The sequence below is a fragment of the Klebsiella sp. JN_Kp127 genome (assembly GCF_040062505.1).
GTDB lineage: Bacteria > Pseudomonadota > Gammaproteobacteria > Enterobacterales > Enterobacteriaceae > Klebsiella > Klebsiella quasipneumoniae.
Genome location: NZ_JBEAHS010000036.1, coordinates 102,281 through 119,391, shown reverse-complemented (window position 1 = coordinate 119,391; position 17,111 = coordinate 102,281). Strand labels below are relative to the sequence as shown.

Annotated in this window: 15 protein-coding genes; 9 read left to right on the top strand and 6 right to left on the bottom strand. The window is 59.6% G+C overall.

Going from position 1 to position 17,111, the window contains the following annotated elements; genetic code table 11:
* Positions 1-312 precede the first annotated feature (312 nt).
* The gene (zntA, locus tag ABLV04_RS13525; protein WP_102005824.1) at positions 313-2,523 is read right to left on the bottom strand and encodes a Zn(II)/Cd(II)/Pb(II) translocating P-type ATPase ZntA; all 2,211 of its coding nucleotides are present in this window, start codon (positions 2,521-2,523) and stop codon (positions 313-315) included.
* A 78-nt stretch (positions 2,524-2,601) separates the two neighbouring features.
* Positions 2,602-3,228 (bottom strand): lysoplasmalogenase, encoded by a 627-nt coding sequence (locus tag ABLV04_RS13520; RefSeq protein ID WP_004173987.1) that lies wholly within the window; start codon positions 3,226-3,228, stop codon positions 2,602-2,604.
* A gap of 150 nt (positions 3,229-3,378) precedes the next feature.
* Here ABLV04_RS13520 and ABLV04_RS13515 point away from each other — a divergent pair, with 150 nt between their 5' ends.
* Positions 3,379-3,729 carry a DUF2500 domain-containing protein gene (locus ABLV04_RS13515; protein ID WP_023291234.1) on the top strand — a complete coding sequence of 117 codons (351 nt, stop codon included), beginning with the start codon at positions 3,379-3,381 and terminating at the stop codon, positions 3,727-3,729.
* Positions 3,730-3,742: 13 nt separating this feature from the next.
* Here ABLV04_RS13515 and ABLV04_RS13510 read toward each other — a convergent pair whose 3' ends face one another.
* Positions 3,743-4,018 (bottom strand): DUF1145 family protein, encoded by a 276-nt coding sequence (locus ABLV04_RS13510; RefSeq protein ID WP_180266247.1) that lies wholly within the window; start codon positions 4,016-4,018, stop codon positions 3,743-3,745.
* On the bottom strand, positions 4,008-4,604 hold the full coding sequence (gene rsmD, locus ABLV04_RS13505; protein WP_023291233.1) for a 16S rRNA (guanine(966)-N(2))-methyltransferase: 597 nt from the start codon (positions 4,602-4,604) through the stop codon (positions 4,008-4,010). The genes ABLV04_RS13510 and rsmD overlap by 11 nt, the downstream gene beginning before the upstream one ends.
* A gap of 182 nt (positions 4,605-4,786) precedes the next feature.
* Here rsmD and ftsY point away from each other — a divergent pair, with 182 nt between their 5' ends.
* The 4 genes from ftsY (at position 4,787) to rpoH (ending at position 9,162) form a co-directional block, all read left to right on the top strand.
* Positions 4,787-6,319: a signal recognition particle-docking protein FtsY gene (gene ftsY, locus ABLV04_RS13500; protein ID WP_050533999.1), complete on the top strand. Its 1,533-nt coding sequence runs from the start codon at positions 4,787-4,789 to the stop codon at positions 6,317-6,319.
* A gap of 2 nt (positions 6,320-6,321) precedes the next feature.
* Positions 6,322-6,990, top strand: a complete 669-nt coding sequence (gene ftsE / locus ABLV04_RS13495) for a cell division ATP-binding protein FtsE (protein WP_004202097.1) — start codon at positions 6,322-6,324, stop codon at positions 6,988-6,990.
* Positions 6,983-8,038 carry a permease-like cell division protein FtsX gene (gene ftsX, locus ABLV04_RS13490; RefSeq protein WP_064158299.1) on the top strand — a complete coding sequence of 352 codons (1,056 nt, stop codon included), beginning with the start codon at positions 6,983-6,985 and terminating at the stop codon, positions 8,036-8,038. Before ftsE ends, ftsX begins: the two co-directional genes overlap by 8 nt.
* A gap of 269 nt (positions 8,039-8,307) precedes the next feature.
* Positions 8,308-9,162 carry an RNA polymerase sigma factor RpoH gene (rpoH, locus tag ABLV04_RS13485; RefSeq protein ID WP_002920815.1) on the top strand — a complete coding sequence of 285 codons (855 nt, stop codon included), beginning with the start codon at positions 8,308-8,310 and terminating at the stop codon, positions 9,160-9,162.
* 45 nt (positions 9,163-9,207) lie between these two features.
* Here the strand turns inward: rpoH and ABLV04_RS13480 are convergent, their stop codons facing one another.
* Positions 9,208-10,731, bottom strand: coding sequence for a PLP-dependent aminotransferase family protein (locus tag ABLV04_RS13480; protein ID WP_180266248.1), 1,524 nt, complete (start codon positions 10,729-10,731; stop codon positions 9,208-9,210).
* A 118-nt stretch (positions 10,732-10,849) separates the two neighbouring features.
* Here ABLV04_RS13480 and ABLV04_RS13475 point away from each other — a divergent pair, with 118 nt between their 5' ends.
* From ABLV04_RS13475 to livJ, 3 genes are all read left to right on the top strand, one after another.
* Entirely contained in the window at positions 10,850-12,115 is a 1,266-nt protein-coding gene (locus ABLV04_RS13475) for a 4-aminobutyrate--2-oxoglutarate transaminase (protein WP_023291230.1), read from the top strand.
* 147 nt (positions 12,116-12,262) lie between these two features.
* Positions 12,263-13,507 (top strand): amino acid permease, encoded by a 1,245-nt coding sequence (locus ABLV04_RS13470; protein WP_180266249.1) that lies wholly within the window; start codon positions 12,263-12,265, stop codon positions 13,505-13,507.
* Between the two features lie 257 nt (positions 13,508-13,764).
* Complete coding sequence (livJ, locus tag ABLV04_RS13465) at positions 13,765-14,868, top strand: branched chain amino acid ABC transporter substrate-binding protein LivJ (protein ID WP_002920812.1); 1,104 nt, start codon at positions 13,765-13,767, stop codon at positions 14,866-14,868.
* A 270-nt stretch (positions 14,869-15,138) separates the two neighbouring features.
* Here livJ and panM read toward each other — a convergent pair whose 3' ends face one another.
* Positions 15,139-15,522, bottom strand: coding sequence for an aspartate 1-decarboxylase autocleavage activator PanM (gene panM, locus ABLV04_RS13460; protein WP_023291228.1), 384 nt, complete (start codon positions 15,520-15,522; stop codon positions 15,139-15,141).
* A 422-nt stretch (positions 15,523-15,944) separates the two neighbouring features.
* On the opposite strand from panM, the gene livK reads away from it, so the two are divergent.
* Positions 15,945-17,054 carry a high-affinity branched-chain amino acid ABC transporter substrate-binding protein LivK gene (livK, locus tag ABLV04_RS13455; RefSeq protein WP_048298510.1) on the top strand — a complete coding sequence of 370 codons (1,110 nt, stop codon included), beginning with the start codon at positions 15,945-15,947 and terminating at the stop codon, positions 17,052-17,054.
* Positions 17,055-17,111 lie beyond the last annotated feature (57 nt).

Genomic DNA, 17,111 nt, shown 5'->3' with positions numbered 1-17,111 from the left:
GGAACCGTAGCCCTGCTAAGCGTAGCGCGAGCAGGGAATACCCCGGATAGCGGCGGGTAGCGCCTTATCCGGGCTACCCGACGGTCTGGAACCGTAGCCCTGCTAAGCGTAGCGCGAGCAGGGAATATCCCGGATGGCGGCGCGTAGCGCCTTATCCGGGCTACCCGACGGTCTGGAACCGTAGCCCTGCTAAGCGTAGCGCGAGCAGGGAATATCCCGGATGGCGGCGCGTAGCGCCTTATCCGGGCTACCCGACGGTCTGGAACCGTAGCCCTGCTAAGCGTAGCGCGAGCAGGGAAGCCGGTATCTATGCTACAACTTCTTACGCAATAACCGCAGCGCGTTAGCCGTTACCAGTACGGTGGCGCCGGTATCCGCCAGCACCGCCAGCCACAGGCCGGTCAGGCCGAGCAGGGTGGTGACAAGGAAAATCCCCTTCAGCCCTAAGGCAATCGCGATGTTCTGGCGAATATTCGCGTGGGTCGCCCGCGCCAGGGAGATCATCTGCGCCAGGCCGGTCAGACGGTTGTGGGTCAGCGCGGCGTCGGCGGTCTCCAGCGCCACGTCGGTGCCGCTGCCCATGGCGATGCCGATGGTCGCCGCCTTCATCGCCGGGGCGTCGTTGATGCCGTCCCCGACCATCGCCAGCGGCGCATCGGCATTCAGCGCCATCACCGCTTCGACTTTGTCCGCCGGCAGCAGGCCGGCGCGGAATTCCAGCCCCAGTTCGCTGGCGATGGCCGCCGCGGCGCGCGGGTTATCCCCGGTAAGGATCACCCCCTGCACCCCCAGCTGGTGTAAGGCATCCACTGCCTGACGCGCGTCGTCGCGCAGGGTGTCGCGCAGCGCCAGGATGCCGAGAAGCGTCTCGCCGCGCATGACCAGCACCACCGTTTGACCGGCGCTCTCCAGCTGCTGGATCTGCGCCTCATGCTCTGACGGGGCGGCTTTGCTGGCCGCGCAGATCACGATACGGCTGCCGTTGACCTCGGCTTCGATACCGGAGCCGGCCAGCGCCCGCTGGCCGCTGGCCTGCGGAATACTCAACTGACGCCGCTGCGCTTCGCGGACGATAGCCTGCGCCAGCGGATGGCTGGAGCCTTGCTCAACCGCCGCCGCCAGCGCCAGCAGCGTGTTATCGTCATTCTCAGCCGTGGCGATGACCGAGGTCACCTGCGGCTGGCCGACGGTCAAGGTGCCGGTTTTGTCGAACGCCACCTGGCGCACCTGGCCCAGCTGTTCCAGCGCCGCGCCGCCTTTAATTAACGCTCCGCGTCGGGCGGCGACCGCCAGGCCGGAAGTGATGGCTGCCGGGGTGGAGATGACCAGCGCGCACGGGCAGCCGATCAGCAGCAGCGTCAGCCCTTTATAAATCCACGGCAGCCAGGCGCTGGCGAAGAGCAGGGGCGGGACAATGGCGACCAACAGGGCCACCACCATAATGGCCGGAGTGTAGATCCGGCTGAAGCGATCGATAAAACGCTCGATCGGCGCCCGACGCTCCTCCGCCTCTTCAATCAGCTTCAGGATGCGGTCGATGGCGCTGTCGCCCGGTTCGGAGATTACGGTCAGCTGCACCAGGCGGTCGACGCTGGTGGCGCCCGCCGCTACGCGTTCTCCGGCCTGGCGCTCCACCGGCACCGACTCGCCGGTCAGAGCGCTTTCATCAAAGCTGGCAAATGGCGACAGCAGCTGACCATCCGCCGGCAGACGCCCGCCGGCGGCCACTTCGATCACATCCCCGGGGCGCAGATCGCGCTGGGCGACGGTTTCCCGCACGCCGTTGCGCAGGCGAATGGCGGTGTCGGGCTTCAGCGCCATCAGCGCGCTCACCCCCTGTCGCGCGCGGCTGGCGGCCCAGCCTTCGAGACGCTCGCCGATCAGGAACAGCAGCAGGACCATCGCCGCCTCTGCGGTGGCGCCGATAAACAGCGCCCCGATGGCGGCGACGCTCATCAGCGTTTCAATGGCGAACCAGCTCCCGCTCTTGATCAGGCGCAGCGCCTGGCGGGCAACCGGCCACAGGCCGACCAGGGTGGTGGCAATAAAGGCTAACTGACCGGCAGGGTGGTTGGCCTGCTCCAGCCCCCAGCTCAGGGCCATCATCATGATCAGCGTCAGCAACGGTAAATTGTCGCGCAGCCGCGAGCCCTGAGTTTTCTCTGACGCGGGGGCATCGGCATCGCGCAGCGTATAGCCTGCCTGACGTACCGCCTGCTCAACCTGAGTCCGAACGTCGCCCTCGGCGTTAACCAATAATTTTTCAGTGGCGAACAGCACCTGAACCTGACTGACGCCGGGCACCTGACGAACCGCCGTTTCCACCTTGCGGGCGCAGGCGGCGCAGTCCATGCCTGCAACCTGCCAGCTGTAGCGGGCGTCGCTGAGCGCTTCGGCGGCAGGCGCGCTCTCTGCGGCGCAGGCGTGGTCTGTGCAGCAGCTTTCCGCCGGGGCGGGCGCTGGCCGCATGGTGAATGACGAGAATTGTGGGACTTTTTTATCCTGCGCGTCTGGAGTCGACATGGCACCCTCCGGTAAATGATAATTTTCTCATTAGCCGTAGGATACACTCTGGAGTCGACTCCAGAGTCAAGGACTAAATTACAGGTACAGCGCGCGCACGATGAGGAAGTGGCCGGCAAAGTAAAACGCGGCGGCAATGGCGTTATCGGCGCGGAAACGGCGGCGATAGTGGCTCACCAGCCACACGGCATTGCTCAGCAGCAGCAGAGCGGCACCAGCGAATCCGGACAGCGCGGTGTTGGTAGGGCGGGCAAACCACAGCTCGCCGGCCAGCCAGACCATCACCAGCGTCATGCCGATAAAGGTCAGCACCGGCATTTTCATCTCTTCCAGCCGGCTCCAGATCACCGCCATCAGCAGGGCGCCGAATACCAGCAGCACCAGCGGCAGCGGCCAGAAGAACGACAGCGTCAGCTGGCTGGCGAACCAGATGGTATACAGCAGATGCGACAGGAAGAAGGCGCCCACCGCGTACATCACCCGCTGGCGCGGCAGCAGGGTCAGGGCGTCGCCGAGCAGTGAGGCGCACAGGCCGGCCAGCACCAGGTAGCTGATGGCATTGAACATCGGCGCCTGCCAGGCCAGCAACAGCAACAGAATCAGGGTGACAGGTTTAAATACCCAGCGTCGCCAGGCCGGCCCGCGATAGGATGCATCGACATAAAGCCATGCGGAGAAACAGACAGCAATAAATGACCAAAGCATAGTAAGTCCCTGTATCTGTTATCATAAGGAAAGTTACGGATGCGTGAAGCTACCACTCAGTGTAGTGGTTTGGCGCAGCAGATGACAATGTTATTCCAGTCGCAGTATGCTGATTCCTGATATTTTTTATGGGTAACCTTAATGAGTAAAATGCCGCTCTTTTTTGTTCTGGTCGTCGCGGTGATTGTGGTGGCGGCTTCGTTTCGCTATGTGCAGCAGCGCCGCGAAAAACTGGCGAACGACGCCGCGCCGGTGTTGCAAAAGCGGGTGATCGTCAGCAATAAGCGGGAAAAAGTGATTAACGATCGGCGTTCGCGGCAGCAGACGGTGACGCCTGCGGGCAGCGAGATGCGCTATGAAGCGAGCTTTCGCCCTGAGAACGGCGGGCTGGAGGTGGTGTTTCGCCTTGACGCGCCGCAGTATCATGCGCTGAGCGTCGGCGATCGCGGGATGTTGAGTTATAAGGGCACAGCGTTCGTGGCGTTCACGCCCGATCCCTGAGCCCTTGTCAGGACTATTTCTTCAGCGTCGCCTTCAGTTTTTTCTGCCAGGCGACGAGCTCAAACACGCCGAAGATAAAAATGCGGATTTGCTCAAAGCGGCCCAGCGGCAGGGCATCCTTCGGCTGCGTCGCCTTGAGCAGCGTCAGCTGCAGACCGTGCATCAGGATCATAAAAATCAGCGCGACGTTGACGAAGATATTCAGCGGCTTCGGAAAGGGCTGAAACAGATTCAATAACAGAAAGGCCCAGACGCACAGCATCAGCAGGCGGCCTAAATTAATCAGCATGGTTCTCTCCTTGGGCCTCACGTTGGTAAAGACGGTACGCGACCTGTCCGGCCACTTTTTCACGATACAGATGCCAGTTCGCCGGTACCGGCGGTAAACCGTTTTCGACTTCGCTTTCGACGTACACCAGGGCCTCGTCGGCCAGCCAGCCCTGCGTTTCCAGCAGGCGCAGCGTCTCCTCCAGCAGCCCCTGACGGAACGGTGGGTCGACAAACACAATCTGATGCGGCGTGCCCGGTTGGCTCAGGAAGCTGAGGGTGTTAGTCGCGATCACCTTGCCGCGATCCGCTTTCAGGGTGGCCAGGTTTTTTTGCAACTGCTGAGCGACGCCGCGCTCCATCTCCAGTAGCGTGGTGCTGGCCGCATAGCGGGACAGCGCCTCAAGCCCCAGCGCGCCGCTGCCGGCAAAGCAGTCGAGGCAGTGCGCGTCAACGATGGACGGCGCCAGCCAGTTAAAAAGGGTTTCGCGAACCCGGTCGGTGGTCGGCCGCAGGCCCGGGCTCTCCGGCACCGGTAATTTACGGCCGCGCCATTGCCCGCCGATGATGCGGATCTGGCCGCTGCCCGCGTGGTTTGGTTTTTTCATCTCTCTGCTCAAGTCTCAACTTCCGGCCTGCTATTCTAGCGATCGACGGCGGTTGACGAAACCTTAATCCGGGGGCGGTGCTGCGAGTTAAGTTAAGTGATAGACTATCCAACTAATTTCATCATTTTTTCAGCTTCTGATGAAGCTGCGCCATGAATAAACAGCGAGGAGTGTGGTCGCAAATGGCAAAAGAGAAAAAACGTGGCTTCTTTTCCTGGCTGGGCTTTGGACAGAAAGAGCAGGCACAGGAAACCGAGACTGAACAAAAAGTAGAAGAACAACAAGCGGTTGCCCAGGAGACGCCGGCGGCGGAAACCCCTGCTGAGCCGAGCGCGCCGAAAGCGGACCCGGAGGCGTTTGCCGAAGAGGTCGTCGAAGTCACCGGGACGGTGGTCGAAAGCGAAAAGGCCCACCTCGCGGAGCCTGCCAGCGCGCAGGAAGAAGAGGCGGCGCCAGCGCCTGCTTTGGTTGAAGAGGCGCCGGTCGTCGCGCCGGAGCCTGCGGTCAGCGAACCGCTGAAGGCGGAGGAACAGCCGGCAGCGGTTGAGTCGCTGGTGGAGGACGTTATCGCCGAACCGGTGGCGGCGGAGGCCGTGGCTGAGCAGCCTGTAGAGGATGTCGTCGCCCAACCTCAGGAGACGGAAGCGCCGGAAGAGGACGCGCCGTTAAGCGATGAAGAGCTGGAAGCGCAGGCGCTGGCGGCCGAGGCGGCGGAAGAGGCGGCGGTGGTGGTGCCGGCGCCAGAGGAAGAGGCGCCGGTGGAAGCGCTGGTCCAGGAGCAGGAAAAACCGACGAAAGAAGGCTTTTTCGCCCGCCTTAAGCGTAGCCTACTGAAAACCAAACAAAATCTCGGTTCCGGATTTATCAGCCTGTTCCGCGGTAAGAAGATCGACGACGATCTGTTTGAAGAGCTGGAAGAGCAACTGCTGATCGCCGACGTCGGGGTGGAAACCACCCGCAAGATCATTACTCATCTCACCGAGGGCGCCAGCCGTAAGCAGCTGCGCGATGCGGAAGCGCTGTACGGTCTGCTGAAAGAAGAGATGGGCGATATCCTCGCCAAAGTGGATGAGCCGCTGAATGTTGAAGGCAAAACGCCATTTGTTATTCTGATGGTCGGCGTGAACGGGGTGGGGAAAACCACCACCATCGGCAAGCTGGCGCGTCAGTTTGAGCAGCAGGGCAAATCGGTGATGCTGGCGGCGGGGGATACCTTCCGTGCGGCGGCGGTGGAACAGCTGCAGGTCTGGGGCCAGCGTAACAATATCCCGGTGATCGCCCAGCACACCGGCGCCGATTCCGCCTCGGTGATTTTCGACGCCATTCAGGCGGCGAAGGCGCGCCATGTTGATGTGCTGATTGCCGATACCGCCGGGCGTCTGCAGAATAAATCGCACCTGATGGAAGAGCTGAAGAAGATCGTCCGGGTGATGAAAAAGCTGGACGTCGACGCGCCGCATGAGGTGATGTTAACCATCGACGCCAGCACCGGGCAGAATGCCATTAGCCAGGCCAAACTGTTCCATGAAGCGGTAGGTTTGACCGGGATCACCCTGACCAAGCTGGATGGCACCGCCAAAGGCGGCGTGATCTTCTCGGTGGCCGACCAGTTCGGCATTCCGATTCGCTATATTGGCGTCGGCGAGCGTATTGAGGATCTGCGTCCGTTTAATGCGGGCGACTTTATTGAGGCACTTTTTGCCCGAGAGGATTAAGAATGATTCGCTTTGAACAAGTCAGCAAAGCCTATCTCGGTGGGAGACAAGCGCTGCAGGGGGTGAACTTCCACCTGCAGCCGGGCGAGATGGCGTTTCTGACCGGCCACTCCGGCGCAGGGAAAAGTACCCTGCTGAAGCTTATCTGTGGTATCGAACGGCCCAGCGCCGGGAAAATCTTCTTCAGCGGTCATGAAATCAGCCGCCTGAAGAGCCGTGAGGTGCCGTTCCTGCGCCGCCAGATCGGCATGATTTTCCAGGACCACCATTTGCTGATGGATCGTACCGTGTATGACAACGTGGCGATCCCGCTGATTATCGCCGGCGCCAGCGGCGATGACATTCGTCGCCGGGTCTCGGCGGCGCTGGATAAGGTCGGGCTGCTGGACAAAGCGAAGAACTTTCCGATTCAGCTCTCCGGCGGCGAGCAGCAGCGCGTGGGGATCGCTCGCGCGGTGGTCAACAAGCCGGCGGTGCTGCTGGCGGATGAACCGACCGGTAACCTCGACGAGGCGCTCTCGGAGGGGATTTTACGTCTGTTTGAAGAGTTTAACCGCGTCGGGGTGACGGTACTGATGGCCACGCACGATCTGGGGCTTATCTCCAGCCGTCCGTACCGCGTGCTGACGCTCAGCGACGGCCATCTGCATGGAGGCATTCGGGGTGAATAAGCGCGACGCAATGAACCAAATCCGCCAGTTCGGCAGCAAGTTCGATCGCCTGCGCAACGCGGCGGGCGGCGGCGGCGGCGGGCGCAATGCGCCAAAACGGCCGAAAGCGGCGCCTAACCCGGCCTCGCGTAAGAGCAACGTGTTCAACGAGCAGGTGCGCTACGCCTGGCACGGCGCGCTCCAGGATTTAAAAAGCACGCCGCTGGCGACCTTCCTGACGGTGATGGTTATCGCCATCTCGTTGACCCTGCCAAGCGTCTGCTACATGGTCTACAAAAACGTCAGCAGCGCGGCGTCACAGTACTATCCCTCGCCGCAGATCACCGTGTATCTGGATAAAACGCTGGATGACGATGCCGCGGCGCGGGTGGTCGGCCAGCTGCAGGCGGAGCAGGGCGTCGACAAGGTGAACTATTTGTCACGTGACGAGGCATTGGGTGAATTCCGTAACTGGTCCGGCTTTGGCGGCGCCCTGGATATGCTGGAAGAGAACCCGCTGCCGGCGGTCGCCATCGTGGTGCCGAAGCTGGATTTCCAGAGCACGGAAGCGCTGAACACCCTGCGCGATCGGGTATCGCGGATCCAGGGGGTCGATGAAGTACGGATGGACGACAGCTGGTTTGCCCGCCTCTCCTCGCTCACCGGGCTGGTGGGCCGCGTGTCGGCGATGATCGGCGTGCTGATGGTGGCGGCGGTGTTCCTGGTGATCGGCAACAGCGTGCGCCTGAGCATCTTCGCCCGCCGCGATACCATTAACGTGCAGAAACTGATCGGCGCCACCGACGGCTTTATCCTGCGTCCGTTCCTCTACGGCGGGGCGATGCTGGGCTTCTCCGGCGCGTTTTTATCGCTGATCCTGTCGGAGATTCTGGTGATGCGCCTCTCGTCGGCAGTGACCGAGGTGGCGAAGGTGTTCGGCACCCAGTTTGAGCTGAGCGGCTTAGGCTTTGACGAGTGTCTGCTGATGCTGATCGTCTGCTCGATGATCGGGTGGGTGGCCGCCTGGCTGGCGACAGTGCAACATTTACGTCACTTTACTCCCGATTAAAAAAAGCGTGATATAATCTTTCCCTGCTGCAATGAGTTCCTGTTCGCAGGGAAAGATACCGCAAGCTTGTTCTCCTTTTCCTGCCCTCACTTTTTCATCGTGGTGTCACATTTTGTGCGTAATTTATTCACACCGTTGCAGGGAACTTGTGGATAAAATCACTGTCTGATACTAATGTGAGTGATATTCTCGTTGCTCATGAATGCTGGCATGCTTGTTGCCTGATGGGGACAAGACCACGTCAGAAGATATCAATTGAGAGGATTTGAATGACCAAAGAAATGCAAACTTTAGCTTTAGCCCCCGTTGGTAACCTGGAATCGTACATCCGGGCCGCTAACACTTGGCCGATGCTGTCGGCTGATGAAGAGCGGGAGCTTGCTGAAAAGCTGCATTACCAGGGCGATCTGGAAGCAGCGAAAAAGCTGATTCTGTCTCACCTGCGCTTTGTTGTTCACATTGCTCGTAACTACTCGGGCTATGGCCTGCCGCAGGCGGATCTGATCCAGGAAGGCAATATCGGCCTGATGAAAGCCGTGCGTCGCTTCAACCCGGAAGTGGGTGTGCGCCTGGTCTCCTTCGCCGTGCACTGGATTAAAGCCGAAATTCACGAATACGTGCTGCGCAACTGGCGTATCGTGAAGGTCGCTACCACCAAAGCACAGCGTAAGCTGTTCTTTAACCTGCGTAAAACCAAACAGCGTCTGGGTTGGTTCAACCAGGATGAAGTGGAAATGGTGGCCCGTGAGCTGGGCGTGTCGAGCAAAGACGTCCGCGAGATGGAATCCCGTATGGCGGCCCAGGACATGACGTTCGACATGTCGTCGGACGATGAATCCGACAGCCAGCCGATGGCGCCGGTTCTTTATCTGCAGGACAAAACGTCAAACTTTGCCGACGGCATCGAAGACGACAACTGGGAAGAGCAGGCGGCGAATAAGCTGACTGACGCGATGCAGGGCCTGGACGAGCGTAGCCAGGATATCATCCGCGCCCGCTGGCTGGACGAAGACAACAAGTCCACGCTGCAGGAGCTGGCTGACCGCTACGGCGTCTCCGCAGAGCGCGTGCGTCAGCTGGAAAAGAACGCCATGAAAAAACTGCGTGCCGCGATCGAAGCCTGATACGCCACCCCTGCCTGACGCCAGGCACCCCGATAACGCCCCACCTCAGGTTGGGGCGTTTTGTTTTTCTGCGCCATCCATGGGCAGCAGTACCTCTGGACAGTGCATCCGCAGGCAGCCTATCAGCACGCTGAACGCCGGCGCCATCTGCTCCTCGGGCTGGCTGGCAAATCCCATCAATAATCCTTTCTTACGCGCCGCCGTCAGGTAGTAGCGCGAGAGCGGCCGCACCAGAATGTGGCGCGCATTGGCCTCGCGGGCGATCGCCACATCGTCAGCCTCCTCCGGTAAATTGAGGATCAAATGCAGTCCGGCATTATCGCTGAAGTCCGACAGGGCGTCGGGCATACAGTGCCGCTGAATCAGCTCGGTTAAAAAGGCGCGACGACGGCTGTAGAGCAGCCGCATGCGGCGGATATGCGCCGAGTAGTGACCAGCGGTAATAAACTCCGCCAGCGCCATCTGGATCAGCGAATGGCCGCCGCGATAAAGCTCGGCGTGGGCGTGCTTCAGATCGCTGACCAGCGGGCGGGGGATCACCACATAGCCCAGGCGCAGGCCGGGATAGAGCGTCTTGCTGAAGGTGCCGACATAGACCACCGGCGCATCGGCCACCAGCCCCTGCAGGGCGGGGATGGGCTGCCCGGAAAAGCGAAACTCGCTGTCATAATCATCTTCGACGATCCAGCTGCCCTGCTGGCGGGCGAGCGCCAGCAGCCGCTGACGGCGTTCAAGGCTCATCACCGCGCCCAGCGGATACTGGTGAGAGGGGGTGACGAAGATGAGCCGCGGCGCATCGTCAACCGTTTCCGGCGGGCACAGCCCATTGGCATCGACGGTGATGGGGGCCGCCCGGACGTCGTTCATCGCCAGCACATGGCGAATGCCCCAGTAGGAAGGCTCCTCCACCCATGCCAGATCGCCGTTGTCGCACAGCATGCGAGTGACCAGGTCAATCGCCTGGTGGATCCCCTCGGTGATAAGAATTTGATCTGCCTGACAGTGGACGCCGCGCGATACCCGCAGATAATCCACCAGCGCCTGCTGCAGTTCCGGGGTACCGCCGTTGCAGCTGTAGCTGAGCCGCTCCGGCTTTGGCCGACGGCTGATGCGGGCCTGGATCTTGCTGAACAGCGGATGGGGAAAGGCGTTAACGTCCGGTACGCCGGGAATAAACGCTCCCCACTGGCGTGGGCTGGCGCTGACCTGGCCGAGCAGGTGCTGGCCACGGCGTGAAAGGTGCGCCGTCGATGTCGCGATACTGCTGTTTTCCCGCTTCCCCTTAGCGGTCAATGAACTTTCAGGCGCGGTTTGGGCAACGAATGTTCCGCTTCCCCGACGGGAAACCACATATCCTTCCGCCAGTAATTGTTCATAAGTTGTTAATATGGTGTTTCTTGATACGCCGAGTTCTCCCGCCAGGTCCCGCGACGGCGGCAGGCGGCTTTGCGGCGCCAGCGAACCGTCAAGGATCGCGCGGCGAAGCGCGTTGTATAAGCGTTTGTGCAGAAGAGGGTCGCGCTCTTCCTGCAGACGGACCAGCACCAGGTCACCCACCAGCGAACGCAATTGGATCCCTCAGATATTCAAAATTGGTACTCGATTATAGGGCCAACTCCTGTGTAAATAAACGACATCGTTTCTAATTTGTTGCGATAACGTGACATACACGACAGGAGATTCGCAGGTGAAAAGCTCAGAACTGAATCAACGTCGCCAGCAGGCGACGCCGCGCGGCGTAGGCGTAATGTGTAACTACTTTGTCGAGAAGGCGGAGAACGCCACGCTGTGGGATATCGAAGGCAATGAGGTGATCGATTTCGCCGCCGGTATCGCCGTGTTAAATACTGGTCACCGTCATCCGAAGGTGGTTGCCGCGGTCGCTGACCAGCTGCAGGCGTTCACCCACACCGCCTATCAGATTGTGCCGTACGAAAGCTATGTCACGCTGGCGGAACGTATCAACGATCTGGCGCCGATTGACGGGCCGGCAAAAACGGCCTTCTTCACCACCGGCGCGGAAGCGGTCGAGAACGCGGTGAAAATTGCCCGCGCTTACACCGGCCGTCCGGGGCTGATTACTTTCGGCGGCGGCTTCCACGGCCGTACCTTTATGACCATGGCGCTCACCGGTAAGGTCGCGCCCTACAAAATTGGCTTCGGCCCCTTCCCGGGCTCGGTGTATCACGGTGTCTACCCGAATGCGGCGCACGGTGTCTCCACCGCGGATGCGCTGAAAAGCCTGGAGCGCATTTTCAAAGCGGATATTGCGCCGGATCAGGTCGCGGCCATCATCCTCGAGCCGATCCAGGGAGAAGGCGGCTTTAACGTCGCGCCAGCCGATTTCATGCAGGCGTTGCGCGATCTGTGCGATACCCACGGCATTCTGCTGATCGCCGATGAAGTGCAGACCGGTTTCGCCCGTACCGGCAAGCTGTTCGCCATGCAGCACTATGATGTGAAACCGGATCTGATGACGATGGCGAAAAGCCTCGCCGGCGGTTTCCCGCTGTCGGGCGTCGTTGGTCGCGCCGAGGTGATGGATGCCCCTGCGCCAGGCGGCCTGGGCGGAACCTATGCCGGTAACCCGCTGGCGGTAGCCGCGGCGCACGCGGTGCTGGATGTGATTGCTGAAGAGCAGCTGTGCCAGCGCGCTGAACAGCTGGGTAGCCATCTGCAGGAAGTGCTCAACCAGGCGCGCGCCACCTGTCCGGCGATTGTCGATGTCCGCGGTCGGGGGTCGATGGTGGCGGTGGAGTTTAACGATCCGCAAACTGGCGAGCCGTCGCCGGAGTTTACCCGCCAGGTGCAACAGAAAGCGCAGGAGAACGGCCTGCTGCTGCTGAGCTGCGGCGTCTACGGCAACGTGATCCGCTTCCTCTATCCGTTGACGATTCCGGACGCCCAGTTCTCGAAAGCGCTGGATATTCTGGCGCGCGTACTGAAGAGCTAACGTCTCCCCGGTGGGCTGCGGCGGCAGGGAAGCCGAACAGAAACAGGAAGCCGCAGCCGGCTGTTCATGCTCAGCGTGAGTGGTTTATCACCCTGATATCACCTTTTTTCCGGCGGAGAAAACCGCCGGAGTAAAACGGAAAGTATTATGTCTGAAAACTCCACCTTTTCTCCCGTCCTCACCGGCCGGGAACGTACGGCTGTCCCTGCAAAATCTCTGAGCTTCGTCGAAGGGGTATCGATGATTGTCGGTACCAATATCGGCGCGGGTGTCCTCTCCATCGCCTATGCGTCAAGCAAAGCGGGCTTCTTACCGCTGCTGTTCTGGCTGGTGCTGGTGGGCAGCCTGACCACGGTGACCATGCTCTATGTCGCGGAATCTACGCTCCGCACGCGTAAACATCTGCAGCTCAGCGGATTATCAAAGCGCTACGTCGGCGGCTTTGGCGCGCTGATGATGTTCCTCTCCGTCTGCGTCAACAGCGTCGGCGCATTGACGGCTTATATGACCGGCAGCGGCAAGCTGCTCTACTCCCTGTTTGGCATTTCGCCGGCGCTGGGCAGTGTGCTGTTTTTCGTCCCGGCGGCAGGGGTGCTTTATCTGGGGCTGAAGGCGATCGGCCGCGGCGAGAAATTTATCAGCATCGGTATGGTGGTGATGATCTCGGTGCTGGTGATTGCCACGCTGTTGAAAGAGACCACCCGCGTGGGCTATCTGCTCGACGGCAACTGGCTGTATATGGTTCCGGTCTTCAACGTCGTGGCGTTCTGCTTCTCGGCACAGTATATCGTCCCGGAAATGGCGCGAGGCTTCGCCGACAAACCGGAAAAATTGCCTAAAGCCATTATGGTCGGTATGGCGCTGACCTTTACCCTGCTGGCGCTGGTGCCGCTGTCGGTGATCTCGCTTAATGGCCTGGACAATATTTCGGATGTGGCCACCATCTCCTGGGGCAGGGCGCTTGGCGAATGGGCCTTCTTCTCCGCCAACCTGTTTGCGCTGTGCGCGATGTTGACCTCCTACTGGGGACTGGGCGGCAGCTTCCTGACCAATATCTTCGATCAGTTCCGCCTGGGGAATGATGAACAGCCCGCCCGCCGCTTGATGGTGCTGCTGGTGGTGGCGATCCCGCCGTTCGCGCTGGCCTACAGCGGTATGGTCTCTTTCGTCAACGCGCTCTATTTTGCCGGGGTGTTCAGCGGCGTTATTTTATCGATTATGCCGATCCTGATGCTCAAGGGCGCCCGCCAGCGTGGCGACCTGACGCCGGGCTGGACCTGTCCGGCCTGGATGACCCATCCGCTTATCCAATGCTTCATTGTGTTGTTGTATCTTTGCAGCGCCGTCTACGCGGTAGCGTCCGCGGTAGGCTACCTGCCCGCTGGCTGGTAATCAGGGCCTGTTTTGCACCGCGTCCGGTTCATGCTGGCGCGGTTTTTTTATTTGTCACTTATCTGTTACATAGCCCGCAATTTAGTCGTTTCAAATTCCTCAGAATGACGGTATGTTTAGCATAGTGTGCTGCAAAAGCGCGAGCAGCCCCCGGTTGGTTAGCTATCATATGCTTTTCCTATCGATATAAACAAAATAATGCGCTAACAAACAACATCACAACAAATGCAAAAACCATAATAATGGGGAGCCTCAGGATGAATATGAAGGGTAAAGCGTTACTGGCAGGATGTATTGCCTTAGTTATGAGCAGCGCGGCGCTGGCGGAAGATATCAAAATCGCGGTAGTCGGGGCGATGTCCGGCCCGGTGGCCCAGTACGGCGATCAGGAGTTTACCGGCGCCGAGCAGGCGGTAGCGGATATCAACGCGAAGGGCGGCATTAAGGGCAATAAGCTGCAGATCGTAAAATATGATGACGCTTGCGACCCGAAACAGGCGGTAGCGGTCGCCAACAAAGTGGTCAACGACGGGATCAAATACGTTATCGGCCACCTGTGCTCCTCTTCCACTCAGCCGGCGTCTGACATCTATGAAGACGAAGGCATTCTGATGATCACCCCCGCTGCGACCGCGCCGGAGCTGACCGCGCGCGGCTATAAGCTGATCCTGCGCACCACCGGTCTGGACTCCGACCAGGGACCAACCGCGGCGAAATACATTCTCGACAAAGTGAAGCCGCAGCGTATCGCAGTCGTGCATGACAAACAGCAGTATGGCGAAGGTTTGGCCCGTGCGGTGCAGGATGGCCTGAAAAAAGGCGGGGCGAACGTGGTCTTCTTCGACGGGATCACCGCCGGTGAGAAAGATTTCTCCACTCTGGTGGCGCGCCTGAAGAAAGAGAATATCGACTTCGTCTACTACGGCGGTTACCACCCAGAAATGGGCCAGATCCTGCGTCAGGCCCGCGCTGCCGGTCTGAAAACCCAGTTTATGGGCCCGGAAGGCGTAGCGAACGTCTCCCTGTCTAACATCGCCGGCGAGTCGGCGGAAGGCCTGCTGGTGACCAAGCCGAAGAACTACGACCAGGTGCCGGCGAACAAACCGATCGTGGATGCGATCAAGGCGAAGAAACAGGATCCGAGCGGCGCCTTCGTCTGGACCACCTACGCGGCGCTGCAGTCGCTGCAGGCGGGCCTGAATCAGTCTGACGATCCGGCGGAAATCGCTAAATACCTGAAAGGCGCGACGGTAGACACCGTGATGGGCCCGCTGTCGTGGGATCAGAAAGGCGACCTGAAAGGCTTCGAGTTCGGTGTCTTTACCTGGCATGCTAACGGTACGGCGACCGACGCCAAATAATTTAACCGGCGCCTTTCACGCTGCAAATGCGTTGTCTGCGCCCCTCAACCCCGGTCACTTACTGATGTAAGCGCCCGGGGATGTCGGGTCTTGACGCCTTTTTGCAACGCGAAATGCTGGGTTAAATGGGTGGGCGCCTTTCACGCTGCAAATGCGTTGTCTGCGCCCGCTCGCGCTGCGCTTACCTGGGCTATAGTTGCCAGGTAGCCCGGCTAAGCGAAGCGCCGCCGGGTTTTTCCTTGGCCATGCTCCGCTTATTGGGGCTACGGCTTAATGCTTTTCCCAACCGGTCTGCTGGGCGCTAAAGCCGAGCGCCTGCATAAAGGCCGCCATCACGCCGCGGTCTTCCACCCCGCGGTCGGCGACGCGCCAGCTATTGATCGCCGGGTTATCACGCAATGTCTCTTCCACTAAATATTGCCCGACGCCGCGGCGGCGGGTCACTTCACGCACGCACAGATCGCTGAGCTCACCTTCGACGCCGCGCAGGGTAACGCGCACAGCGCCCAACAGGCGCTCGTTAAAACGGGCGGCATAGAGACGATGGTTTTCATCCAGGGTCAGCGTCGACAGATCCTGCGACGGCCAGATTTTCCCCAGATCAATGCGATCCTGATCGCTGAAGTGCTGTAAACGGATAATAGTCAGTTTCATGGGCGGCAAGTCCAGTGCAAAACAGAGGCGCCAGTGTACCCAAAATTGCTGTCTGGCGGAGCGCTGTTTTTTGCGCATACATCAGGGGATTCGTTTTCCTGGCGTTGTTGGGGTAGCGCAATCCGTCATGGATCGAAAAATAAGCAGGATTTTAACCTAATGTGCAGCGTTTTATTCCGCCTTATGTATCGTTATTTTATGCTGCCGCATGGACTTTTTTTGTTTATCTTCAGCAAAATACAGAATATTATCTTTGCTTAATCGACTGAAAAATAGAGATTTTAATCTGTTTTTTAGTGAAAAGCTGCGCTAAACCATTAAACTCAATGGTAAAAATGGCGTTGTTTAATAAAAGCACAGAATGCTTTTTAACCATAAAAATACAAAACATTTACACCACATCACGAACGGGGTTCTGCAGCATGAAAAGGAACGCGAAAACCATCGTCGCGGGCATTGTCGCATTAGCGATGTCGCACGCGGCGATGGCCAAGGATATTAAGGTCGCCGTGGTCGGCGCGATGTCGGGTCCGGTGGCCCAGTGGGGCGACATGGAGTTCAACGGCGCGCGTCAGGCGATTAAAGACATCAACGCCAGCGGCGGTATTAAGGGCGACAAGCTGGTGGCCGTCGAATATGACGACGCCTGCGATCCGAAGCAAGCGGTCGCGGTGGCCAACAAAATCGTCAACGACGGTATTCAGTACGTTATCGGCCACCTGTGCTCCTCTTCCACCCAGCCGGCTTCCGATATCTATGAGGATGAAGGCATCCTGATGATCTCCCCGGGAGCGACCAACCCGGAGCTGACCCAGCGCGGCTATCAGTACATCATGCGTACCGCCGGCCTCGACTCCTCGCAGGGGCCGACCGCGGCGAAATATATCGTCGAGAACGTCAAACCGCAGCGTATCGCCATCATTCATGACAAGCAGCAGTACGGCGAAGGGCTGGCGCGTTCGGTGCAGGACAACCTGAAAAAAGCCGGGGCCAACATCGTCTTCTTTGACGGCATCACCGCGGGCGAGAAAGATTTCTCCGCGCTGCTGGCGCGCCTGAAGAAAGAGAACATCGACTTCGTCTACTACGGCGGTTACTACCCGGAAATGGGGCAGATGCTGCGCCAGGCGCGCTCCGTGGGGCTGAAAACCGTGTTTATGGGGCCGGAAGGGGTCGGCAACGCCTCGCTGTCCAATATCGCGGGCGCCGCGGCGGAAGGGATGCTGGTGACGATGCCAAAACGCTACGATCAGGACCCTGCCAACAGCGCCATCGTCAACGCGCTGAAAGCGGAGAAGAAAGATCCGAGCGGGCCGTATGTCTGGATCACTTACGCCGCGGTTCAGTCGCTGGCGCAGGCGATGGACAGAACCGGCAGCCAGCAGCCGCTGGATTTAATCAAAGATTTGAAAGCGCACGGGGCGAAAACCGTGATTGGGCCGCTGACCTGGGATGAAAAAGGCGATCTGAAGGGATTTGAGTTTGGTGTCTTCCAGTGGCACGCCGACGGCTCTTCGAGCGCGGCGAAATAAGCGCTGAAGATGAGTTATCCCTCCGCCCGCGAGCCGCGGGCGGTTTGAAAAAGGTTA